The following is a 19,975-nucleotide window of genomic DNA, read 5'->3' on the forward strand; positions in this document are numbered from 1 at the left end:
TATTTTTATAAGGATGCTGGCACACGATCAATATTTTCAAGCATGATACCTGTACCAATGGCTACACAATCCATAGGTCTCTCTGCAATGAAAACAGGTACCTTCAACTCTTCTATTAATAGCTGGTCCATTCCATGTAACAATGCACCACCACCAGTTATAATCACTCCACGATCAATGATATCGGCTGATAGTTCAGGTGGTGTTTTTTCTAAGACATTTTTAGCTGACTGGACAATCATGGCTACTGACTCATGTAGAGCACGTTCAATTTCTTCAGACACAATTGTAATTGTACGTGGTAAACCTGTTACCATATCACGGCCACGAATATCCATTGTATCATTGCGACTACCTTTGAAAACTGTACCAATTGTCATTTTGATTGCCTCTGCAGTACGTTCTCCAATCAGCAATTTATATTCTTTTTTAATATATTGCAAAATATCGTTATCAAACACATCGCCTGCTACTTTAATGGATTCACTTGTTACGATATCACCCATTGATAGAACTGCGATATCTGTCGTTCCGCCCCCGATATCGACTACCATATTTCCACTTGGTTGGAAAATATCCATTCCAGCACCTATTGCTGCAACTTTTGGCTCTTCCTCTAAATATACTTTTTTACCACCGGATTTTTCAGCAGCTTCACGAATTGCCTTTTGTTCAACACTTGTAATATTCGTTGGACAACAAATTAATATGCGTGGCTTCGCCAAAAATCCTTTTACGTTTAATTTATTGATGAAATGTCTTAACATCGCCTCTGTCACATCAAAATCTGCAATGACTCCGTCTCTTAGTGGACGAATAGCTGTGATATTACCTGGCGTTCTCCCTACCATTTGGCGGGCTTCTTCCCCAACCGCTAATACTTTATTTGTSTYYTYAWYGAWCSMYMYRWYRKRKSGWTCATTGAGGACGATCCCTTTCCCCTTAACGTGGATTAATACGTTCGCAGTCCCTAAGTCAATGCCAATATCTTTCGAAAACATTTTATAATTTCTCCTTCCCGCCAGTTCCAACTACATAACGTTMATTTTATYTCTTTMTCTAGAATATTTTATCATATTCTATTGGTAATTTCACCTAAATTTAGTGAATAAGACTGTTTTCTTTTTAGGCAGTGAACGGCTATAATATAGAATTACTATTCTTAGAAAATCATCACTTATGCTTGTCCAACACAACAAAAAAGAACGAATCATTCTTGACTCGCTCTTTCTTTCCACTTGTTTTTCGTTGCTTCTCCTCCGCGAATATGACGTACGGCCTTATGGTAGGCGAGTATTTCTTTCACTTGGKCAGCTAATCCTTCATGAATTGTTGGTAATCGCTCTGTTAAATCCTTGTGCACCGTACTTTTTGAATAACCAGTCATTTTCGCGAGGACACGCACAGTCTCACGCGTCTCAATCAGTAATTCACCGAGGCGTATGCAGCGCTTCCGAATGTGCTCATGCACGTTCTTCGTCCTTTCCACACAATTTCACAAAATGCTTTGGCAATCAGATGCACATTTGCGCATTTCTTCACCTTATGTGAGGACAAAGCTATTCAGAACACGTTTTGCATTTTCTTGATAMAATGCTGACTTTTTATGCGTTACTAGCTTTTCTCATTAAAAAGCTAGTAATTTTTTCGGATTGATATATTTTCCGTTTTCAAGAATTTCGAAATGCATGTGGACGCCAGCAGCTTGATTCCACTCGTTGTCAGTCGCTTTTCCTAATGCTTGACCTTGTGTAACCTCATCGCCTTCTTTAACAGCGATATCCTTCACAGAGCTATAATGTGTCTGCATACCATTTGGATGCTCGATCACGATCTTATTGCCTGTAAATGCGTCTAGTTTTACCTCTAGTACTTTACCACTCATAGCAGCTAGTACTTCAAACTCTTCACCATTCATAGCAATAGAGATTCCTGAAGATGTAGTAAATGTTTGATTAAATACCATTAGTGCATTTTCACGAGACTCTTCATTTGCCTCTAACTCGTAAAATTCTTGTAAGACTTGTACTTTACTAAAATTCTCTTCTTTGAATGGATACTTCATGTTTTCAGTTCGTGCATTAGTTTCCACTACAGGACCTGGATCTACTTCAGCTAAATCTGGTAAAGGAGCCTCTTCTACTTTTGATACGAGACTATTGTAACCAAATAACAATCCTGCTAGAACAAGTGCACCACCTGTGTAAACTACTGGCCAAAACCACGGTTTCTTTTGTAATTGGCCATTTTCCTTTTGATTTGGATCTTGGTTTTGAGAAGCTTTGTTATTTTTATCCTCTCTCATTTTCATCACCTCTAGTTGCAGTGTGAACAACTAGAAGTTATTTTAAACATGCATCTATTTTTTTTATTTCAATATCTTGATAATAATAGTGTAAAATTTCGGCAGCTGTTTTTCCTTCATTTGCCATTGCCTCAGCTCCATATTGACTCATGCCCACTCCATGCCCATAACCTTGAGTTTTCACTTGAACTTTTCTTTTATTGGCATTAAAGATGATTGTGAAATCAGTTGATGGTATACCAAGGAGCGTTCTTACCTCTCTCCCTGTCCAGACGTTATTCCCTAGCTGTAAACGTTCTACTCGTCCAGAATCATTATAAAATAACTGGATACGATTAAAATCACTAGGTTGCCATTGTATAGGCCAGAGCTTATTCCATTGAGCTAAAGTCCATTCTTGCTCAGCCTCAAACTTAGGAGATGTTTGATCAGATATACTTGCAACACTTTGCAAATATGGAATATCATTTCCACCATATCCATAAGCACTTTCTGTTTTACCATTGCTTGTTGAATGAAACATKGCTGTAATCAATTCATTATTATAAAGAATAACTTGTCCTTGTGTTTCATTGATAGCTTCGACAATTTTCTTTTCATTTCCCAGGAAATTGCTAGCCCAATTCGCCTTTCTTTGTTCTTCATCATAGAAGACTTGTTTTGCCACAGTTGGGGCGATCGCAATTTTTCCGTAATTTGTCGTTTTCAACGCATATGTGCGTGCTGCAATAGCTTGTGCCTTCAGTGCCTCTTTTTTAAAAGAAACGGGCATTTCTGCAGCGACTACCCCTGTAATATACGTTTCCAAAGGGATTTTTTCTTCTTGCCCCTCCACTTCTATAAATATTTCACAAGCATTCTTATCACTAGTTTGAGGTATGATAGCCTCTTGTCTTTCACTAAACCCTACTATAGGAAGCATATATAATGCCCCACCTAAGCAAATGACACCTATACTAATCATCCATTTTTTCATAAGGAATAATATGCTAGATTTCTTGTAGTTATGAGAAAACAAAAACCCTCTGCATAAAAAGCAAAGGGTTTTAAAATCTATTTAGTTTGTAGGCAATTCAACTGTTACATCTTCAATTGTCACTACTTCTTCTGTAATACGTTCAATATTAGCACCAAGAGATGCTAATTTTCCATGGAAATCAACATAACCACGATCTAAATGATGAAGTTTTGTGACACGTGTCATTCCTTCTGATACAAGACCTGCTAAAATTAATGCAGCCGCAGCTCGTAAATCCGTTGCCATTACCTCAGCTCCCTGAAGATCCACAGGCCCCTNNNNCNNCNCTGAACGTCGGACTATTTTAGCACCAGCATTCATGCGACGGAATTCCTCAACATGCATAAAACGATTTTCGAATACCGTTTCTGTAATAATACTCGTACCTTCAGCAGTAAGCATTAACGCCATCATTTGTGATTGCATATCTGTTGGGAAACCAGGATGTGGCATTGTTTTGATATCAACTGCTTTTAGTGTTTTAGGAACTCGTACACGGATTCCTTCATCCAACTCAGTAATTTCTACGCCCATCTCACGCATTTTAGCTATTAAAGCAGTCATATGCTCAGGAACTGCGTTTTCAATCACCACATCTCCTCTCGTAATAGCTGCTGCCACCATAAATGTACCAGCTTCAATACGGTCAGGAATAATATGATGCTCTACTCCATATAATGTATCGACTCCTTCGATACGAATTGTATTTGTCCCCGCACCGATTACACGGCCACCCATACTATTAATAAAGTTTGCAAGATCCACGATTTCAGGCTCTTTCVCTGCATTTTCAATTACAGTTGTCCCTTCAGCTAAAGATGCAGCTGTCATGATATTTTCAGTTGCCCCAACACTTGGGAAATCCAAATACACATTAGCCCCTTTTAAGCGACCCTCTGTCTTCGCCTCAACATAGCCATGGCCAAATGAAATTTTTGCACCCATTGCTTCAAAGCCTTTTAAGTGTAATTCAATTGGACGTGATCCAATTGCACAGCCTCCAGGAAGTGCTACACGAGCATAACCATTACGAGCAAGTAGAGATCCCATTACTAAAATAGATGCACGCATTTTACTAACAAATTCAAATTGAGCTTCACTTGAAAGTTCTTTTGTTGCATCTATATATACGGCATTATCTTCAGGTATATATGTAACTGCTGCGTTTAAACTTTTAAGTACTTCATTTATTGTAAAGACGTCTGCTAAATTAGGGACTTCTTTAATTACATTTTCTCCTTTTGAAGCAAGTAAAGCTGCTGCAAGGATTGGTAACACTGCATTTTTTGCGCCCTCTACACGTACTTTTCCCTGTAGTTTTTGGCCGCCAGTCACTATTATTTTATCCACCCTATGTCCCTCCGAATTCAATCTATTAACCTACCAAATTTTTATTTTAATAAAGAAGTATAATGTCATAATCAGTAAACAAACAACTCTATAGTACAACTTTTCTAACGCTCGTTCAAGCGTCCAAATCACTATTTTAAGCCATTATTAGATTTTTTGCTATTTATTTATTGTACGCTGCTAAATTTTTTTTGTGAATGACCAATAACCCGTTCGCTTCTAATACATACCCAAAGATATATGAATAAAAAACAACTTTTCACTTTTTTCTATAAAAAATTAAGTGGCAGGCCCTATTATCGTACATTTATCAATGGGTATCTTGGTAGCTAATAGCGTAAAATTCATAAGAATTTAATGTATTAGCGTCTTTTTACATAGTTCAAAGGGCCACACAAATGGTATTATAAAGTCCTTTGAAGTATGTAGACCTATAAATTTATGAAAGAAAGCAACGAATTCTTTAAAATAAATAAGGAAGTTTACCTGACCAGCTAGATATTTGAAGAAAGAAATTAGATACTGCTGAGCCTATCGCAATACTAAGTAAAATATAAATGAGCTGAATTTGAAAAACTCGATTCTTTTTAAATAGTTTTTCGATCATAAAAGCTTGTAATGCGTAAAAAGTAATAGCAATAAAAAATAGGTGAGACAAAATACCCAATAAAGCTTCTTGTCCGATCGCTTCATATATTTCCATGTAGCATCCTCCATTTCTCCTTCAATATGTTTATTCACCTTAAAAAACGGGCAGATGCGATATCTGCCCGTTAAAAATGAATTAGATATTACCCTCATGAACGTTGATACGATTCAACGCACGTTTTAATGCTAGGTCAGCACGTTTGAAATCAATGTTGTCTTGTTTACTTTGAAGACGTCCTTCAGCACGTTTAACGGCTTCTTTAGCACGTTGAACATCGATGCTTTCAGCAATTTCAGCAGACGGCGCTAAAATTGAGATTTTTTCTGGACGAACTTCAATGAAACCACCGCTTACTGCAACAATATCAGTCGAACCGTTTTCTTTTTTAAGCTTCACTGCACCAATTGCAAGTGGAGCAACCATTGGAATATGGCCTGCAAGAACACCGATTTCTCCTGAAGTTGTTTTAGCGATTACCATTGATACTTCAGAATCGTATACTGGGCCGTCGGGAGTGACAATATTGACTAGAACTGTCTTCATATTTTTTCCTCCTCGTCCCTAGTATTAAACCTCTACGCCCATGCTTTTCGCTTTTTCAACTACTTCATCAATTGAACCAACTAGACGGAAAGCATCTTCTGGTAGGTGATCCCATTTGCCATCAAGGATTTCCTTGAATGAACGAACAGTTTCTTTTACAGGTACATAAGAACCTTTTTGACCAGTGAATTGTTCCGCTACGTGGAAGTTTTGTGATAAGAAGAATTGAATACGACGAGCACGTTCTACTGTTTGTTTATCTTCATCAGATAACTCATCCATACCTAAGATTGCAATGATATCTTGTAATTCACGGTAACGTTGGATTGTACGTTGTACACCAGTAGCAATTGCGTAGTGCTCAGCGCCTACGATTTCAGGTGATAATGCACGAGAAGTCGAAGCTAATGGGTCAACCGCAGGGTAGATACCCATTTCAGATAATTTACGCTCAAGGTTAGTTGTTGCATCTAAGTGGGCGAAAGTTGTAGCTGGAGCCGGGTCAGTATAGTCATCGGCTGGTACATAAATCGCTTGAATAGAAGTTACAGATCCTTTGTTCGTAGATGTGATACGCTCTTGTAGTTTACCCATTTCAGTTGCAAGTGTTGGTTGGTAACCTACCGCAGAAGGCATACGACCTAATAGGGCAGAAACCTCAGAACCTGCTTGTGTGAAACGGAAGATATTGTCGATGAATAAAAGTACGTCTTGACCTTGCTCATCACGGAAGTATTCCGCCATTGTAAGACCAGTTAAAGCAACACGCATACGTGCGCCAGGTGGCTCGTTCATTTGACCGAATACCATCGCTGTTTGCTTGATAACGCCTGAATCGCTCATTTCGAAGAATAAGTCGTTCCCTTCACGAGTACGCTCACCTACACCAGCGAATACAGAGATACCAGAGTGCTCTTGTGCGATATTGTTGATTAATTCTTGGATTAATACAGTTTTACCTACACCGGCACCACCGAATAGACCGATTTTACCACCTTTGATATATGGTGCAAGTAAGTCTACTACTTTGATACCTGTTTCAAGAATTTCAACTGTAGTTGAAAGATTCTCGAAAGTTGGTGCTTCACGGTGAATTGAATCACGACGTGCGTCTGCTGGAATCTCTTCACCTAAGTCAATTACTTCTCCAAGTACGTTGAATACACGACCTAGTGTAACTTCACCCACTGGTACTGAGATAGCTTTTCCTAAGTCTGTTACTTCTGCTCCACGTTGTAAGCCATCAGTAGATGACATCGCAATTGTACGAACAGAATCATCACCTAAATGAAGCGCAACTTCTAATGCAAGAATTGTTGGTTCTTCATTAGGACGTTCAATCTTAACTGTTAAAGCGTTATAGATTGCTGGTAATTGGCCATTGTCGAATTTAACGTCAACAACTGGACCCATTACTTGAATAACATGTCCTTTATTCATTACTGTGTACCCTCCTATCGTATTCTTATACGACATTGGGAAGCTGCTTGCCTATTCTAAGGCTGCAGCTCCACCAACGATTTCTGTAATTTCTTGTGTAATCGCCGCTTGACGTGCACGGTTATATTGCAAAGAAAGGTCTGAGATAAGATCAGTTGCATTATCTGTTGCATTTTTCATAGCCGTCATACGAGAAGCATGTTCACTTGCTTTTCCATCTAATAATGCGCCATAAACTAAGCTTTCCGCATATTGTGGAAGTAACACTTCTAGAATTGCTTCACCAGATGGCTCGAATTCATAAGAAKCAGTACCGCTTGCARGGGCAATATCTRTTAATSGAAGAAGTTWTTTCTCTGTCACTTCGCTAGCAATAGCGCTGACAAAGTGAWTATAGTACATATAAAGTTCGTCATACGTACCATCAATGAACATACCAACAGCATTACGAGCGATTTCTTTAATATCAGCAAATGTTGGTTGGTCAGGTAGACCGACAACATTACTGATGACATTATGATCACGTTTCACAAAGTAGTCACGMMYAACACGACCTACTKCTAWAATAACGTATTCGTCTTTTGATTTATGACGCTCGTTAATCGTACGTTGTACTTGACGTAGGATACTTGAATTGTAAGCACCTGCAAGACCACGGTCAGAACCAATGACTAAGTAAGCCGTTTTCTTAACAGGACGAGCAGTTAACATTGGATGTCCGCTGTCTTTTGTCCCTGAAGCGATCGCGCCTACTACGTCCTGAATTTTTTCCATGTAAGGAACGTAAGCTTTAGCATTTTGCTCTGCACGACGTAACTTAGAAGAAGAAACCATCTGCATTGCTTTTGTAATTTGCTTCGTACTCTTTGTTGAAGTAATACGACCTTTAATTTCGCGTAAGTTTACCACTGGTATTTCACCACCTTCTGTTTTTTAATCAAGTGACTAGCTAAGACTTATTCTGATTTAGCGAAAGTTTTTTTGMATGCATTGATTGCTGCTTCATAATCCGCATCAGGAGCAAGCTCTTTAGTAGTACGAACATGATCTAAAACGTTTGTGTGGTTTGAATCTAACCAGCTTAAGAATTCTGATTCGAAGCGAACGATATCTTGTACTGGAATATCATCTAAATGACCTTTAGTTAATGCGTAAAGGATTGCAACTTGTTTTTCAACTTTTAGTGGTTTGTTAAGGTCTTGTTTAAGAACTTCAACCGTACGTTTACCACGCTCAAGTTTAGCAAGTGTTACTTTATCTAAATCTGAACCAAATTGAGCAARTGWTTCAAGCTCACGGAATGCAGCTAAGTCAWGACGAASWGTACCCGCAACCTTTTTCATCGCTTTAATTTGAGCAGATCCACCTACACGTGATACAGAAAGMCCGGCGTTAATCGCTGGACGTACACCTGAGTTGAATAAGTCAGATTGTAAGAAGATTTGTCCATCAGTGATTGAGATTACGTTAGTTGGGATGTATGCAGAGATATCCCCAGCTTGAGTCTCAACGAATGGAAGAGCTGTAATTGAACCATTTTGATATGTTTCATTTAACTTCGCAGCACGTTCAAGTAAGCGGCTGTGTAAGTAGAAAACGTCACCAGGATATGCTTCACGACCTGGAGGACGGCGAAGAAGAAGTGAAAGTTCACGGTAAGCTGATGCTTGTTTAGAAAGATCATCATACACGATTAATACGTGTTTACCTTGTAACATGAATTCTTCAGCCATAGATACACCAGCAAATGGTGCTAAGAATAATAATGGAGCTGGTTGAGAAGCAGAAGTTGTCACAACGATTGTGTAATCTAMAGCGCCATGTTTACGAAGAGTTTCTACAACACCACGTACAGTAGATTCTTTTTGACCGATTGCTACGTAGATACAAATCATATTTTGGTCATTTTGGTTAAGAATTGTATCGATAGCTACAGATGTTYTWCMRGTTTGACGGTYASYSATGATTWAMTSRCGTTGACYASGACCGRTTGGTASTRATGCGTCAATCGCTTTAATACCAGTTTGTAGTGGTTCGTGTACTGATTTACGAGCCATTACACCGAAAGCTGGACTTTCGATAGGACGAGATTTTGTAGTGTTGATAGGACCTTGTCCATCCACTGGTTGTCCAAGTGGGTTTACAACACGACCAATTAGTTCTTCACCAACTGGTACTTCCATGATACGACCTGTACGACGAACTTCATCGCCTTCTTTGATGTCAGTGTATGGACCTAAGATTACGATACCAACGTTACCTTCTTCTAGGTTTTGAGCCATACCCATAACACCATTAGAGAACTCTAGTAGTTCTCCAGCCATGGCGTTGTCGAGGCCATGAGCAAGAGCAATACCGTCACCAATACGGATAACTGTACCAACTTCGCTTACTTTAAGTTCAGATTCATAATTCTCAATCTGTTGTTTAATCAGACTGCTGATTTCTTCAGCCTTGATGCCCATGTATGTCACCTCTCACATTTCTAAATTATTAACYGATTAATTCACGTTTTAGACGCTCAAGTTTATTAGCTACTGAGMTATCATAAATATGGTTACCGATTTGAACACGAATACCACCAAGTAAAGATGGATCAACTTCGTTTGTAATATTTAATGATTGTTTTCCAACAAGTTTCGCGAACGCTGCTGAAATATTAGCGCTTTCTTCTGCAGAAAGTGCACGTGTTGAAAATACTGTTGCATCTGCAGTGCCTTGTGCTTGCGCAGCAAGTTCAGCATATGCCTTAGCAATTTGTGTCATCTCGTTGACACGTTTTTTCTCAACTAGAAGTTGAACAGTGTGTAAAACTTCTGGTGTTGCACCATTAAAGATATCAGCTACCATTTGTTTTTTTCGTTCAACGGAGAACTTAGGTGCATTTAAAAGCGTTAAAAAATCAGGCGATTCTTTTACTACTTTTGTTAGTTCACTTAAGTCTGCTCCTACTTCAGTAAGAATATTTTTTTGTTGCGCCAATTCAAAAAGCGCTTGAGCGTAACGTTTTGCTACAGTTGAATTACTCATCGAGCTTCCCCTGCCTTCGCAATCGTCTCTTCAATTAGAGCACGGTTGTCTGCCTCAGAAATCTCTTTGCTAAGGACTTTAGATGCTGCAAGTACAGATAATGAAACGACTTCATCACGTACAGCTGCAATAGCTTTTTCTTTTTCAGACTCAATTTCACGTAAAGCCGATTCTTTTAAGCGATTTGCTTCATTACGAGCTACAGTAAGAATTTCTTCTTTTTGTAATTCGCCTTGCTTCTTAGCGCCTTCAACAATCGATTGTGCTTCTGTACGAGCTTCCTTAAGAAGGCTCTTTTGTTCTTCTAAAAATTGGTGCGATTCTTTGCGCGCTTTTTCAGCTGCTTCGATTTCACTCGCTACTAATTCTTCACGTTGTTGCATAATGCCCATAAGTGGACCCCAAGCGAATTTCTTAAGTAGTAACATTAATACGATGAAAATAACTAATGTTGCGATGATATCTCCACTATTATAACCTGAAGCACCGCCTGCACCTAGTACAAGATTATCTAAAAACACGATTGTTTCACTCCCTTCAAGAGCTTTAACTTCAACATAATTTAATGACTAAAAAACTACCTATTTTAAAAAGCTATATTTACACATAGCTTTTATCAGTTCCAAAATGAAGGGCGAAGTTTCATCTGGAGAATCCTGCTTCGCCACTAGTAAAATTCAGTGTTCAACTGAATTATTTGTTCATTACGATGAATGCTACTACTACTGCGATGATCGGTAGGGCCTCAACTAATGCAACCCCGATGAACATTGTAGTTTGAAGAACGCCACGAGCTTCTGGTTGACGAGCGATACCTTCTACTGTTTTTGATACAATAAGACCGTTACCAATACCTGCACCAAGTGCACCTAAACCGATTGCGATTGCTGCTGCTAATAAACCTAATGAACCTGTCATTTGAAAATTTCCTCCTTGGAATTGTTTGTTTTTGTTGTTCAAGCATAGGGTATATGCTTTATATTAATGGTCATCGCTCACTTTATGAGCCATGTAAACCATTGTTAACATTGTGAAGATAAAGGCTTGGATAAAGCCGATGAAAATTGAGAAACCTTGCCATGCCATCATAGGAACGATTGCCCCGATGAATCCCACAGCACCTGATGATGCTAAACCTGCAAGTAAGCCAAGTAAAATCTCACCCGCGTAAATGTTACCGTAAAGACGTAAACCTAATGTTAATGTGTTTGCAAATTCTTCTACTATTTTAAGTGGGAACATGAATGACATTGGTTTGAAGAATGTACCAACATAATGACCTGTACCCTTCATTTTTACACCATAGAAATGCGTTAAGACTAATATCATTGCTGCTAATGTCATYGTTACTGTAGGGTCAGCTGTTGGTGATTTCCACCATAGCTCATGCCCATAGACAATTGAGAAAGGAAGACCTAGTAAGTTAGATACTGCGATAAACATAATTAGTGTGATACCTAGAACGTGGAATCGACCACCAGTTTTCCAATCCATGTTGCTTTTAATGATATTCTTAACGAAATCCATAATCCATTCCATAAAGTTTTGCATACCAGTAGGTTTTAACTTTAGGCTTCTAGTTGAAATAAAGGCAATTAAAAATACGATAATTGCTGCAACTAGTAACATCATAACTGTCGATAAGTTAAATGTTAAAAAACCGACTTCTAGTAACGGAGCTTCATGATTCATTGTTATTTTTCACCTCTCTTTCTAATTTAAAGCACATTAGCGGTTCCTTACATGTGACACAATTCTCTCGACAAAGAGAAAAACGTACGGAATCATTAGCCCTATAACCGTGCTAATTAAGTGAAAATAGTTTGGCAACGAAATGGCTATTGCGACTGCCGCAACACCTGATCCAAAGCGAAGCGCTGTACCAAGTGAGCCTATTTTCTTCCCTTCACTAATGGATCTGTCAAACTTCTCCATACGCCGAACTAAAATCCAAAAATTATACGTACCAAAGAATGCACCGACTGCGATGCCCGCAAAAACAGTTTGATAGGGGGTAAATCCCCAGCCTAATGCGCAGAGTGCAAGCAAAAAAAATAACGCCCTCTTCTGCACAGCAAAAATGTGATGCAAATCTAGCATTGGTTGTAATCTCCTGAATCATTTTTTCGAGTAATGAAAACGTTTGCTGACCACTATGTGAAATCAGAAAAGAGCAGTGAAAAGCACTACTCACAGCGGAATAGTAATGGGAGAGTCATTTCAATTACAGGTGTAAATGCCCAAAAAAATAACTTACACCCCTTACCGACTCGGTAAAAACCGAAACGCACAAAACGTTGCAAATCGACAGTCTTATTTTGAACTGTCAATTTAGTAGAAAGTTGATATAACAAGTGTTTCAACGTCCTATTTATGAACAGAAACCCTTATCATTCTTACCCTTTGTAAGCATACAATAGGTGATATTTGAAGTCAATTGGTAAAGGAGAAAAACTTCACAGCCTCTATACTCTTGTCAAATTGTTGACAAATTTGTGTATGAAATTTCATAGTTTCAAAATTTCTCAACCTTCTCACGCATAAAAAAAGCTAATTTACGACAAGATTATGCTCGTAAATTAGCTTACCCATTTCAACAGGTACATTAGACTTATTTTTAATATAAAATATAGTATTTTAATTAGTTTTTTGCAMAAATCCTAGCAATGCTTCAACAATACGCTTAGATGCATGTCCATCTCCATATGGATTCGATGCTTTAGCCATTGCTTCATAGGCATTATTATCTGTTAGTAATTCCTTTGCTAAGGCGTAAATTGTTTCCTCTTCTGTTCCTGCTAGCTTTAATGTTCCTGCTGCAATCCCCTCTGGACGTTCTGTCGTATCTCTAAGAACAAGCACTGGCTTTCCTAATGAAGGTGCCTCTTCTTGTACACCGCCTGAATCCGTTAAGATCATATATGAATTAGCCGCAAAGTTATGGAAATCAAATACTTCAAGAGGCTCAATTAAATGCACTCGTTTATTATTCCCTAAAATTTCATTAGCAATTTCTCTTACAGCCGGATTCATATGAACTGGATAAACAACTTGAACATCCTCATGTTCTGCGAGTATTCTAGTAATCGCTTTAAACATATGGCGCATTGGTTCACCAAGATTTTCACGACGATGTGCCGTTAATAAAATCATGCGATCCTCGCCAATTTTATCTAATACAGGATGCGTGTAGTGTTCACTGACTGTTGTTGCTAATGCGTCTATTGCTGTATTACCTGTAACAAAAATCGTCGCTGGATTTTTGTTCTCATCTAAAAGATTCTTTTTAGATACTTCAGTTGGCGCAAAATGTAAATCTGCCATCACGCCTGTTAGTTGGCGATTCATTTCCTCTGGATATGGTGAATATTTGTTCCATGTTCGAAGTCCCGCTTCTACATGTCCTATAGCAATTTGGTTATAGAACGCAGCGAGGCTTGCAATGAAAGTCGTTGCTGTATCACCATGTACCAAAACGATATCTGGTTGTGCTTCCTTCATTACTTTATCTAAACCCTGTAATGCGTTTGTCGTTACATCAATTAATGTTTGGCGATCCTTCATTATATTTAAGTCATAGTTTGGTGTAATACTAAACGTTTCTAATACTTGATCGAGCATTTGGCGATGCTGTGCTGTTACAGTTACAATAGATTCTATTTGCTTAGGATACTTTTGTAACTCCAAAACAAGAGGAGCCATTTTAATTGCTTCTGGTCTTGTACCAAAAATCGTCATTACTTTCCATTTCTTTGTCAAAACGATCTGCACCGTCCTTTTTGTTATTGTATGGTAAGATCAATCTCCTGTTGATGAGGGATTACTTACCTACACATACTATGAAACGCCCTTCAATTTGAAGGACGCTTTCACAAATTATTAGTTKCCTAAATGAGGAAATTTCATGTATGGATTTTTATTTTGTACCGAATAGACGGTCTCCTGCATCACCTAAGCCTGGTACAATATAACCATGGTCGTTTAATTTTTCATCAAGTGCAGCAATGTAAATATCTACATCCGAATGTTCTTCTTGAATAGCTTTCACACCCTCTGGTGCAGCGATTAAGCACATGAATTTAATGTTTTTAGCTCCACGTTTTTTCAGTGAATGAATTGCCTCCACTGCAGAACCACCAGTTGCAAGCATTGGATCTACAATGATGAAATCACGTTCTTCAACATCTGCAGGAAGTTTTGCGTAATATTCAACTGGTTTTAATGTTTCTGGATCAMGGTAAAGACCAATATGACCAACTTTTGCAGCAGGGATAAGCTTTAATACGCCATCTACCATACCGATACCTGCACGTAAAATCGGTACGATTGCAAGTTTTTTACCAGAAAGTACTTTTGTTTTTGCAATTGTTACAGGTGTTTCAATTTCAATTTCCTCTACTGGCATATCACGTGTAATTTCAAATGCCATTAGTGTTGCCACTTCGTCTACTAGCTCACGAAATTCTTTTGTTCCTGTATTCTTGTCGCGAATATAAGTTAATTTGTGTTGGATTAGTGGATGATCAAATACATAGACTTTGCTCAAAGGGATTCTCTCCTCACCGTTCGGATTCATTTTTATCTCAACTAGTATAACAGAAAAAAGGAGTCGCCTCAAAAATAAATTTAGGACAACTCCATTTATCATCTATTCTTTTGTCAAAACTAAGTTATTGATCAAGGATTATATCTAATTGTTCAATTGGCATTGGCTTGAAATAGAAGTATCCTTGTCCTACTGTGCATCCTAGCGCACGTAGAATCTCAACCTGTTCCTCTGTCTCTATACCCTCTGCCACTGAAATCATCCCTAAATTTAATGCTAACTGAATGATAGAGCGAACAATAGCAAGTGTTGCTGGATCTTCAATAGCATTGATGAAGCTACGATCAATCTTTAGTTCAGCAAACGGTAGTTGTTGTAAATAGCTTAATGAAGAAAAGCCTGTTCCAAAATCATCTACGGATGTTTTAAAGCCATAGCTCTTCAGCTCCTGAATGATCTTATAGGCTGATTGGAAATCTACTAAACCAATATTTTCTGTCACCTCTAAGATAATATAGCTAGGGTCAATATTGTACTTCCGCACAAGTTTCAGTGTATCCTGAACAAAGTGCGTGTAGTAAAAATGGTCAGGTGAAATATTGACAGCTATTTTCACTAATTTCCTTCCCAGGCGTTGTCGTTCTGAAAGCCATGAGAGTACCGTCTCTAAAATAAGCACATCAATTTCTCGAACCTTACCAGCACTCTCAGCTACTGGAATAAAGACTGCCGGCGAAACAAAACCCAATTTTGGAGAAATCCATCTTGCAAGTGCTTCAATACTTTGAATTTCCCCATTGCGTAAATCTACTTTAGGCTGTAAGTGGACTGTTATTTCTTTATTTTTGATGGCTTCTGACAAATGATTTAAAACCGTCATCTTCTGTACAAGCACATCATTTTTCTCTGTTGTAAATATTTCAGTATGTGTGCCTGGCCTATCGATTGCAAAGGATAACGCATTATCTGCAAAACGAATCGCATCATTAATATTTATGTCATCATTATAGGAAGCAATGCCTGTTTTTAATGTAATATAGATTTGCTTTCCTCCTATAATAAAAGGCTGGCGAATCGTTTCTTTTATTCTCATCTCATAATCATTCAAATCTTCATGAAGTGACATTGTAGTCATAATCAAACTAGAGCTAGTGAATCTAGCAACATACTCATTACTTTCTGACTTGTCTTGCTCAAGACGTTTGGCAAGTTGTCTTAAAAGTTCATCACCAATTTCACGGCCATATAATTCAACTACTTGATGAAATTCACTAGGTTTTAATATTTTAATAAAGCCGCTTTGCCCCTGCTGGACTTCCCTTTCAATCGTATTAACAAAGCTGTGACGATTAGGCAGACCTGTTGTAATGTCTGTATAGGCTAAATCCCAAATTTTTTTCTGCGTCCTTGCATATKAATAAGCCAATGCAACAAGASCACCCATTTTTCGRAACATATTTTTAAGCATCTGGTCACTTTGTGTTTTTTGGCTAAATATCGAGAAAACACCTATTACTTGCCGCTGTTGATTACGTATAGGGATAAACCATCCATGCGGCTTTTTAGCTAGCGAAGCATATTGCTTATGTTCTTTAGGAATATTCACTTCATCTAAATTTTCTATGAAAGTAGACGTTTCTGATTGCATGACCTTATTAAAGAAATCATTGTTTGTACAACATTTTGGTACGCTCTCTGTTTGATTATCTCCTATGAAAACTTGTAATTGGTTTACTTCTGTTTTTATAAGCACCATACTTGCAVTATTTGGCATGAAAAATTCATCGAGKCCTTGACAAATAAGCTTCATCTTTTGCTCAAAAGTAAACTCCTTCTCAATTGCCCTGTACATATCATTTTCTAAACGCATTAAGAAGTCTTCCGTATRATAATATGTAACATCCTTCACAAATACTAAAACAAATTGGGTTACATTTGCCTCATTGCAAAAAGGTAATGCTTGTATTTCTGCCCAAAAGGGAGGTTTATCGATGCCATTATGATATAGCTTCGCCTGCACCATTATGCCGTTATGTATTTTTTCTTTTATCATTTCAATGGTTGTCATTTTTTCGTCCATTGATAGCCATGAAAAATAATCAGTATTTAGTATTTGTGAACGTGCAGCATTAGTAAGCATACAAAAAGAATCATTACACTCTACTATGTAATGATGCTTCGTCGCATCAAAAATAACGTAGCTTTCTTTCGAATTATTACCTAATTTGCGAATGCTGTTTAATAATACATCATAATCTGTGTTTAACGATTTAGTGACCATCCAACCCCTCCTTTTCTATCACTTCATCTCATTTCCATTGTACATAAAATTTAATTAAATTTTCACTTTTATTAAAAAAAACTTCTTTTCTAGGACACTATCTGTCCTCTGCCTACTATAATATATCCCTTTATACCGTTTTTATGTAAATTTATTCAAAAATAAGGGTATTATTCTACTTTATTAGAAAAAAGATGTTTTTTACAGTTTAATCCTCCATTTCCAAAATAAAAAGCTGTATTTAAAGTAAATTTTGTACTTTAAATACAGCTATTATTCTATTGATTATACATATAGTGGATGCTTATCAGTTAATGCCTTCACACGATCTTTTGCATCTGCTTTAACTGCCTCATCTTCAGGGCTTTTAAGCACAGCTGCTATACTTGCTCCTACTTCTTTCATATCTTCCTCTTTAAAGCCACGAGAAGTGACCGCTGGAGTACCAATACGAATTCCAGAAGTGACAAATGGAGATTCAGTATCGTAAGGGATTGTATTTTTATTTGTTGTAATCCCTACTTCATCTAGTGCGTGCTCTGCTACTTTACCTGTTAAACCAAGAKATTTAACATTTAGCAGTAATAAATGGTTATCTGTACCACCAGAAACAATTTCAACACCCTCAGCAATTAATACTTCTGCTAATGCCTTTGCATTGGCTTTAATTTGTTTTGCATAGTCTTTAAATTCTGGTTGTAAAGCTTCTCCAAATGCTACAGCTTTTGCAGCGATAACATGCATTAATGGGCCACCTTGAATGCCTGGGAATACAGATTTATTTAGTTTTTGCTCCCATTCTTTTGAAGCAAGAATTAATCCACCACGTGGTCCACGTAATGTTTTATGTGTAGTTGATGTAACAAAATCAGCATATGGCACTGGTGATTGATGTTCGCCAGCAGCTACAAGGCCAGCAATGTGTGCCATATCCACCATGAAAKAGGCTCCGACTTCGTCTGCAATTTCACGGAATTTAGAGAAGTCAATTTCACGTGGATAAGCAGATGCACCAGCAACAATCAGTTTCGGTTTATGCTCTAAAGCCTTTTGTCGTACATCTTCATAATCAATCACTTGTGTATCTTGTGTTACACCATACTCTACAAAATTATATAGAATACCAGAGAAGTTTACTGGAGAACCATGTGTTAAGTGACCACCATGTGAAAGGTTCATACCCAGAACTGTGTCACCTGGTTCTAGAATCGTATGATAAACAGCCATGTTTGCTTGTGCACCTGAGTGTGGTTGCACATTTGCATATTCTGCTCCGAAGAGTTCTTTTACACGATCACGTGCAATGTCTTCTACTACGTCTACATGCTCACAGCCACCATAATAGCGTTTACCAGGATAACCTTCAGCGTATTTATTTGTCAGTACTGATCCTTGCGCTTCCATCACTGCTTCGGATACAAAGTTTTCTGATGCAATCAATTCAATATTTGCTTGCTGACGTGTTTTTTCTGCAAGAATTCCATCTAGTACTGCTTTGTCTTGTACTGCTAATTTTTCATATGCCATGTTTGAAAAAGCCTCCTAAAGTATCGTTATTCATCTCTACCACTAAATAGGGTGGTAATTATTTATATACTGCACGTTCTCCGCCAATTAGCTTAGGACGTGTTGTTGCAATCGTCACAACAGCTTCTCCTACCATTTTTACCGATGTTCGAACAGGTACAGCTACTGCTTTCAAATGCATACCGATTAATGTTTGTCCAATATCAATACCTGCATGTGCCTGTATTGTTTCAACAATCACTGGATTATCAAATTGCGTATAGGCATATGCTGACATTGAGCCGCCTGCCGTACGTACTGGGACAACCGCTACTGGATCATAGCCAAATTTTTCAGCTGTTGATGCTTCCATAGTAATGGCGCGATTTATATGCTCACAACCTTGGAATGCTAAAAGCAATTGATGCTTTGCTGCAAATTCTTGTAACGGCTCAAAAATGGCTTCTGCTATCTCCAATGCTCCCGCTGTGCCAATTTTCTGACCAATCACTTCAGATGTAGAGCACCCTACTACAAAAATTGTATGGGGTCGTAATGTTACTTGCTCTTCAAATTCACTGAGTAACTGAGTCAAATGTGTTCGTATTTGTTTTACAACCATTAAGCTCAGCTCCTTCATCTATATCCATTAAAATCATGCCATATATGACATCCTATACGAATGCCATATATGGAATAACAAAACTATTATTGCTCTAGTTCAGTAATTTTTTCAATACGGCGTACATGGCGGCCACCTTCAAAATCGGTTTCTAGCCATGCTTGTACGATTTCACGTGCAAGGCCAGGGCCAATTACACGTTCGCCCATTGCTAAAATATTTGAATCATTATGGCAACGCGTTGCCTTGGCACTAAATACATCATGTACTAATGCACAACGTATGCCCTTGACCTTATTAGCGGCAATGGACATACCGATTCCTGTGCCACAAATTAAAATGCCTTTATCAAATTCTCCGTTAGCAACACCCTCAGATACAGGTTTTGCATAGTCTGGATAGTCTACTGAATCCGCAGATTGTGGACCAAAATCTTCGTAGCTAATTTGAAGTTCATCTAATAGCTGCATAATCTCACGACGTAAGTTATTGCCTCCGTGATCAGAAGAAATTGCTATTCTCACTGGGTTCCCTCTTTTCGAMTTATAGTCAACCTTAGTGTACCACTTCTTTCTGAAGAATAACACGATTTTTCTTATGTTTTTACGTTKATTTTTCCTGMAAGACGAACATTAATTGTATGTTAACACAAAATTATTCACTTTTAAACTTATTTTTTTGTGGA

At 38.0% G+C, this 19,975-nt stretch carries 19 protein-coding genes and 2 pseudogenes; all 21 read right to left on the reverse strand.

The window, feature by feature from the left end:
* Positions 1 to 5 precede the first annotated feature (5 nt).
* The 21 genes and pseudogenes from ACHZEU_RS10690 to rpiB all read right to left on the reverse strand — a co-directional run bounded on the left by ACHZEU_RS10690 (position 6) and on the right by rpiB (position 19,814).
* Positions 6 to 1,001, reverse strand: a pseudogene (locus ACHZEU_RS10690) (rod shape-determining protein).
* A gap of 209 nt (positions 1,002 to 1,210) precedes the next feature.
* Positions 1,211 to 1,471 carry a sporulation transcriptional regulator SpoIIID gene (locus ACHZEU_RS10695; RefSeq protein WP_404804487.1) on the reverse strand — a complete coding sequence of 87 codons (261 nt, stop codon included), beginning with the start codon at positions 1,469 to 1,471 and terminating at the stop codon, positions 1,211 to 1,213.
* Between the two features lie 156 nt (positions 1,472 to 1,627).
* Complete coding sequence (locus ACHZEU_RS10700) at positions 1,628 to 2,305, reverse strand: M23 family metallopeptidase (protein ID WP_048395635.1); 678 nt, start codon at positions 2,303 to 2,305, stop codon at positions 1,628 to 1,630.
* Between the two features lie 37 nt (positions 2,306 to 2,342).
* Complete coding sequence (spoIID, locus tag ACHZEU_RS10705) at positions 2,343 to 3,281, reverse strand: stage II sporulation protein D (RefSeq protein WP_404804488.1); 939 nt, start codon at positions 3,279 to 3,281, stop codon at positions 2,343 to 2,345.
* 81 nt (positions 3,282 to 3,362) lie between these two features.
* Positions 3,363 to 4,673, reverse strand: a pseudogene (gene murA, locus ACHZEU_RS10710) (UDP-N-acetylglucosamine 1-carboxyvinyltransferase).
* 463 nt (positions 4,674 to 5,136) lie between these two features.
* Positions 5,137 to 5,376, reverse strand: coding sequence for a DUF1146 family protein (locus ACHZEU_RS10715; protein WP_004269481.1), 240 nt, complete (start codon positions 5,374 to 5,376; stop codon positions 5,137 to 5,139).
* 81 nt (positions 5,377 to 5,457) lie between these two features.
* A complete protein-coding gene (locus ACHZEU_RS10720) occupies positions 5,458 to 5,865 on the reverse strand; it encodes a F0F1 ATP synthase subunit epsilon (protein ID WP_004269480.1) in 408 nt (135 codons plus the stop codon).
* 24 nt (positions 5,866 to 5,889) lie between these two features.
* Complete coding sequence (gene atpD, locus ACHZEU_RS10725; RefSeq protein WP_004269479.1) at positions 5,890 to 7,305, reverse strand: F0F1 ATP synthase subunit beta; 1,416 nt, start codon at positions 7,303 to 7,305, stop codon at positions 5,890 to 5,892.
* Between the two features lie 51 nt (positions 7,306 to 7,356).
* Entirely contained in the window at positions 7,357 to 8,214 is an 858-nt protein-coding gene (gene atpG / locus ACHZEU_RS10730; RefSeq protein ID WP_404804489.1) for an ATP synthase F1 subunit gamma, read from the reverse strand.
* 47 nt (positions 8,215 to 8,261) lie between these two features.
* Positions 8,262 to 9,770: a F0F1 ATP synthase subunit alpha gene (atpA, locus tag ACHZEU_RS10735; protein WP_404804490.1), complete on the reverse strand. Its 1,509-nt coding sequence runs from the start codon at positions 9,768 to 9,770 to the stop codon at positions 8,262 to 8,264.
* 28 nt (positions 9,771 to 9,798) lie between these two features.
* On the reverse strand, positions 9,799 to 10,335 hold the full coding sequence (locus ACHZEU_RS10740; protein WP_404804491.1) for a F0F1 ATP synthase subunit delta: 537 nt from the start codon (positions 10,333 to 10,335) through the stop codon (positions 9,799 to 9,801).
* Complete coding sequence (gene atpF, locus ACHZEU_RS10745) at positions 10,332 to 10,856, reverse strand: F0F1 ATP synthase subunit B (protein ID WP_404804492.1); 525 nt, start codon at positions 10,854 to 10,856, stop codon at positions 10,332 to 10,334. The genes ACHZEU_RS10740 and atpF overlap by 4 nt, the downstream gene beginning before the upstream one ends.
* Positions 10,857 to 11,028: 172 nt before the next feature.
* Positions 11,029 to 11,253 carry a F0F1 ATP synthase subunit C gene (gene atpE / locus ACHZEU_RS10750; protein WP_004269474.1) on the reverse strand — a complete coding sequence of 75 codons (225 nt, stop codon included), beginning with the start codon at positions 11,251 to 11,253 and terminating at the stop codon, positions 11,029 to 11,031.
* Positions 11,254 to 11,316: 63 nt separating this feature from the next.
* The gene (atpB, locus tag ACHZEU_RS10755) at positions 11,317 to 12,027 is read right to left on the reverse strand and encodes a F0F1 ATP synthase subunit A (RefSeq protein ID WP_004269473.1); all 711 of its coding nucleotides are present in this window, start codon (positions 12,025 to 12,027) and stop codon (positions 11,317 to 11,319) included.
* Positions 12,028 to 12,063: 36 nt separating this feature from the next.
* Positions 12,064 to 12,435, reverse strand: a complete 372-nt coding sequence (locus ACHZEU_RS10760; RefSeq protein WP_004269472.1) for an ATP synthase subunit I — start codon at positions 12,433 to 12,435, stop codon at positions 12,064 to 12,066.
* A gap of 537 nt (positions 12,436 to 12,972) precedes the next feature.
* Positions 12,973 to 14,094, reverse strand: a complete 1,122-nt coding sequence (gene wecB, locus ACHZEU_RS10765) for a non-hydrolyzing UDP-N-acetylglucosamine 2-epimerase (RefSeq protein ID WP_404804493.1) — start codon at positions 14,092 to 14,094, stop codon at positions 12,973 to 12,975.
* 157 nt (positions 14,095 to 14,251) lie between these two features.
* Entirely contained in the window at positions 14,252 to 14,881 is a 630-nt protein-coding gene (gene upp, locus ACHZEU_RS10770) for a uracil phosphoribosyltransferase (RefSeq protein WP_404804494.1), read from the reverse strand.
* Between the two features lie 124 nt (positions 14,882 to 15,005).
* The gene (locus tag ACHZEU_RS10775) at positions 15,006 to 17,162 is read right to left on the reverse strand and encodes an EAL domain-containing protein (RefSeq protein ID WP_404804495.1); all 2,157 of its coding nucleotides are present in this window, start codon (positions 17,160 to 17,162) and stop codon (positions 15,006 to 15,008) included.
* A 285-nt stretch (positions 17,163 to 17,447) separates the two neighbouring features.
* A complete protein-coding gene (gene glyA, locus ACHZEU_RS10780; RefSeq protein WP_404804496.1) occupies positions 17,448 to 18,689 on the reverse strand; it encodes a serine hydroxymethyltransferase in 1,242 nt (413 codons plus the stop codon).
* Between the two features lie 58 nt (positions 18,690 to 18,747).
* A complete protein-coding gene (locus ACHZEU_RS10785) occupies positions 18,748 to 19,290 on the reverse strand; it encodes a TIGR01440 family protein (protein WP_016992753.1) in 543 nt (180 codons plus the stop codon).
* 86 nt (positions 19,291 to 19,376) lie between these two features.
* Positions 19,377 to 19,814 carry a ribose 5-phosphate isomerase B gene (gene rpiB, locus ACHZEU_RS10790; protein WP_004269466.1) on the reverse strand — a complete coding sequence of 146 codons (438 nt, stop codon included), beginning with the start codon at positions 19,812 to 19,814 and terminating at the stop codon, positions 19,377 to 19,379.
* Between the last annotated feature and the right edge of the window lie 161 nt (positions 19,815 to 19,975).

Origin of the sequence: Lysinibacillus sp. S1 (assembly GCF_044986265.1) — a bacterium.
GTDB classification, from domain to species: Bacteria; Bacillota; Bacilli; order Bacillales_A; family Planococcaceae; genus Lysinibacillus; species Lysinibacillus capsici.

What these genes read in the sequence shown, in the direction of transcription:
- ACHZEU_RS10700 (WP_048395635.1), bottom strand. Translation starts at nt 2,305, where the DNA reads ATGAGAGAGGATAAAAATAACAAAGCTTCTCAAAACCAAGATCCAAAT.
- ACHZEU_RS10715 (WP_004269481.1), bottom strand. Translation starts at nt 5,376, where the DNA reads ATGGAAATATATGAAGCGATCGGACAAGAAGCTTTATTGGGTATTTTG.
- ACHZEU_RS10720 (WP_004269480.1), bottom strand. Translation starts at nt 5,865, where the DNA reads ATGAAGACAGTTCTAGTCAATATTGTCACTCCCGACGGCCCAGTATAC.
- atpD (WP_004269479.1), bottom strand. Translation starts at nt 7,305, where the DNA reads ATGAATAAAGGACATGTTATTCAAGTAATGGGTCCAGTTGTTGACGTT.
- atpE (WP_004269474.1), bottom strand. Translation starts at nt 11,253, where the DNA reads ATGACAGGTTCATTAGGTTTATTAGCAGCAGCAATCGCAATCGGTTTA.
- ACHZEU_RS10760 (WP_004269472.1), bottom strand. Translation starts at nt 12,435, where the DNA reads ATGCTAGATTTGCATCACATTTTTGCTGTGCAGAAGAGGGCGTTATTT.
- ACHZEU_RS10785 (WP_016992753.1), bottom strand. Translation starts at nt 19,290, where the DNA reads ATGGTTGTAAAACAAATACGAACACATTTGACTCAGTTACTCAGTGAA.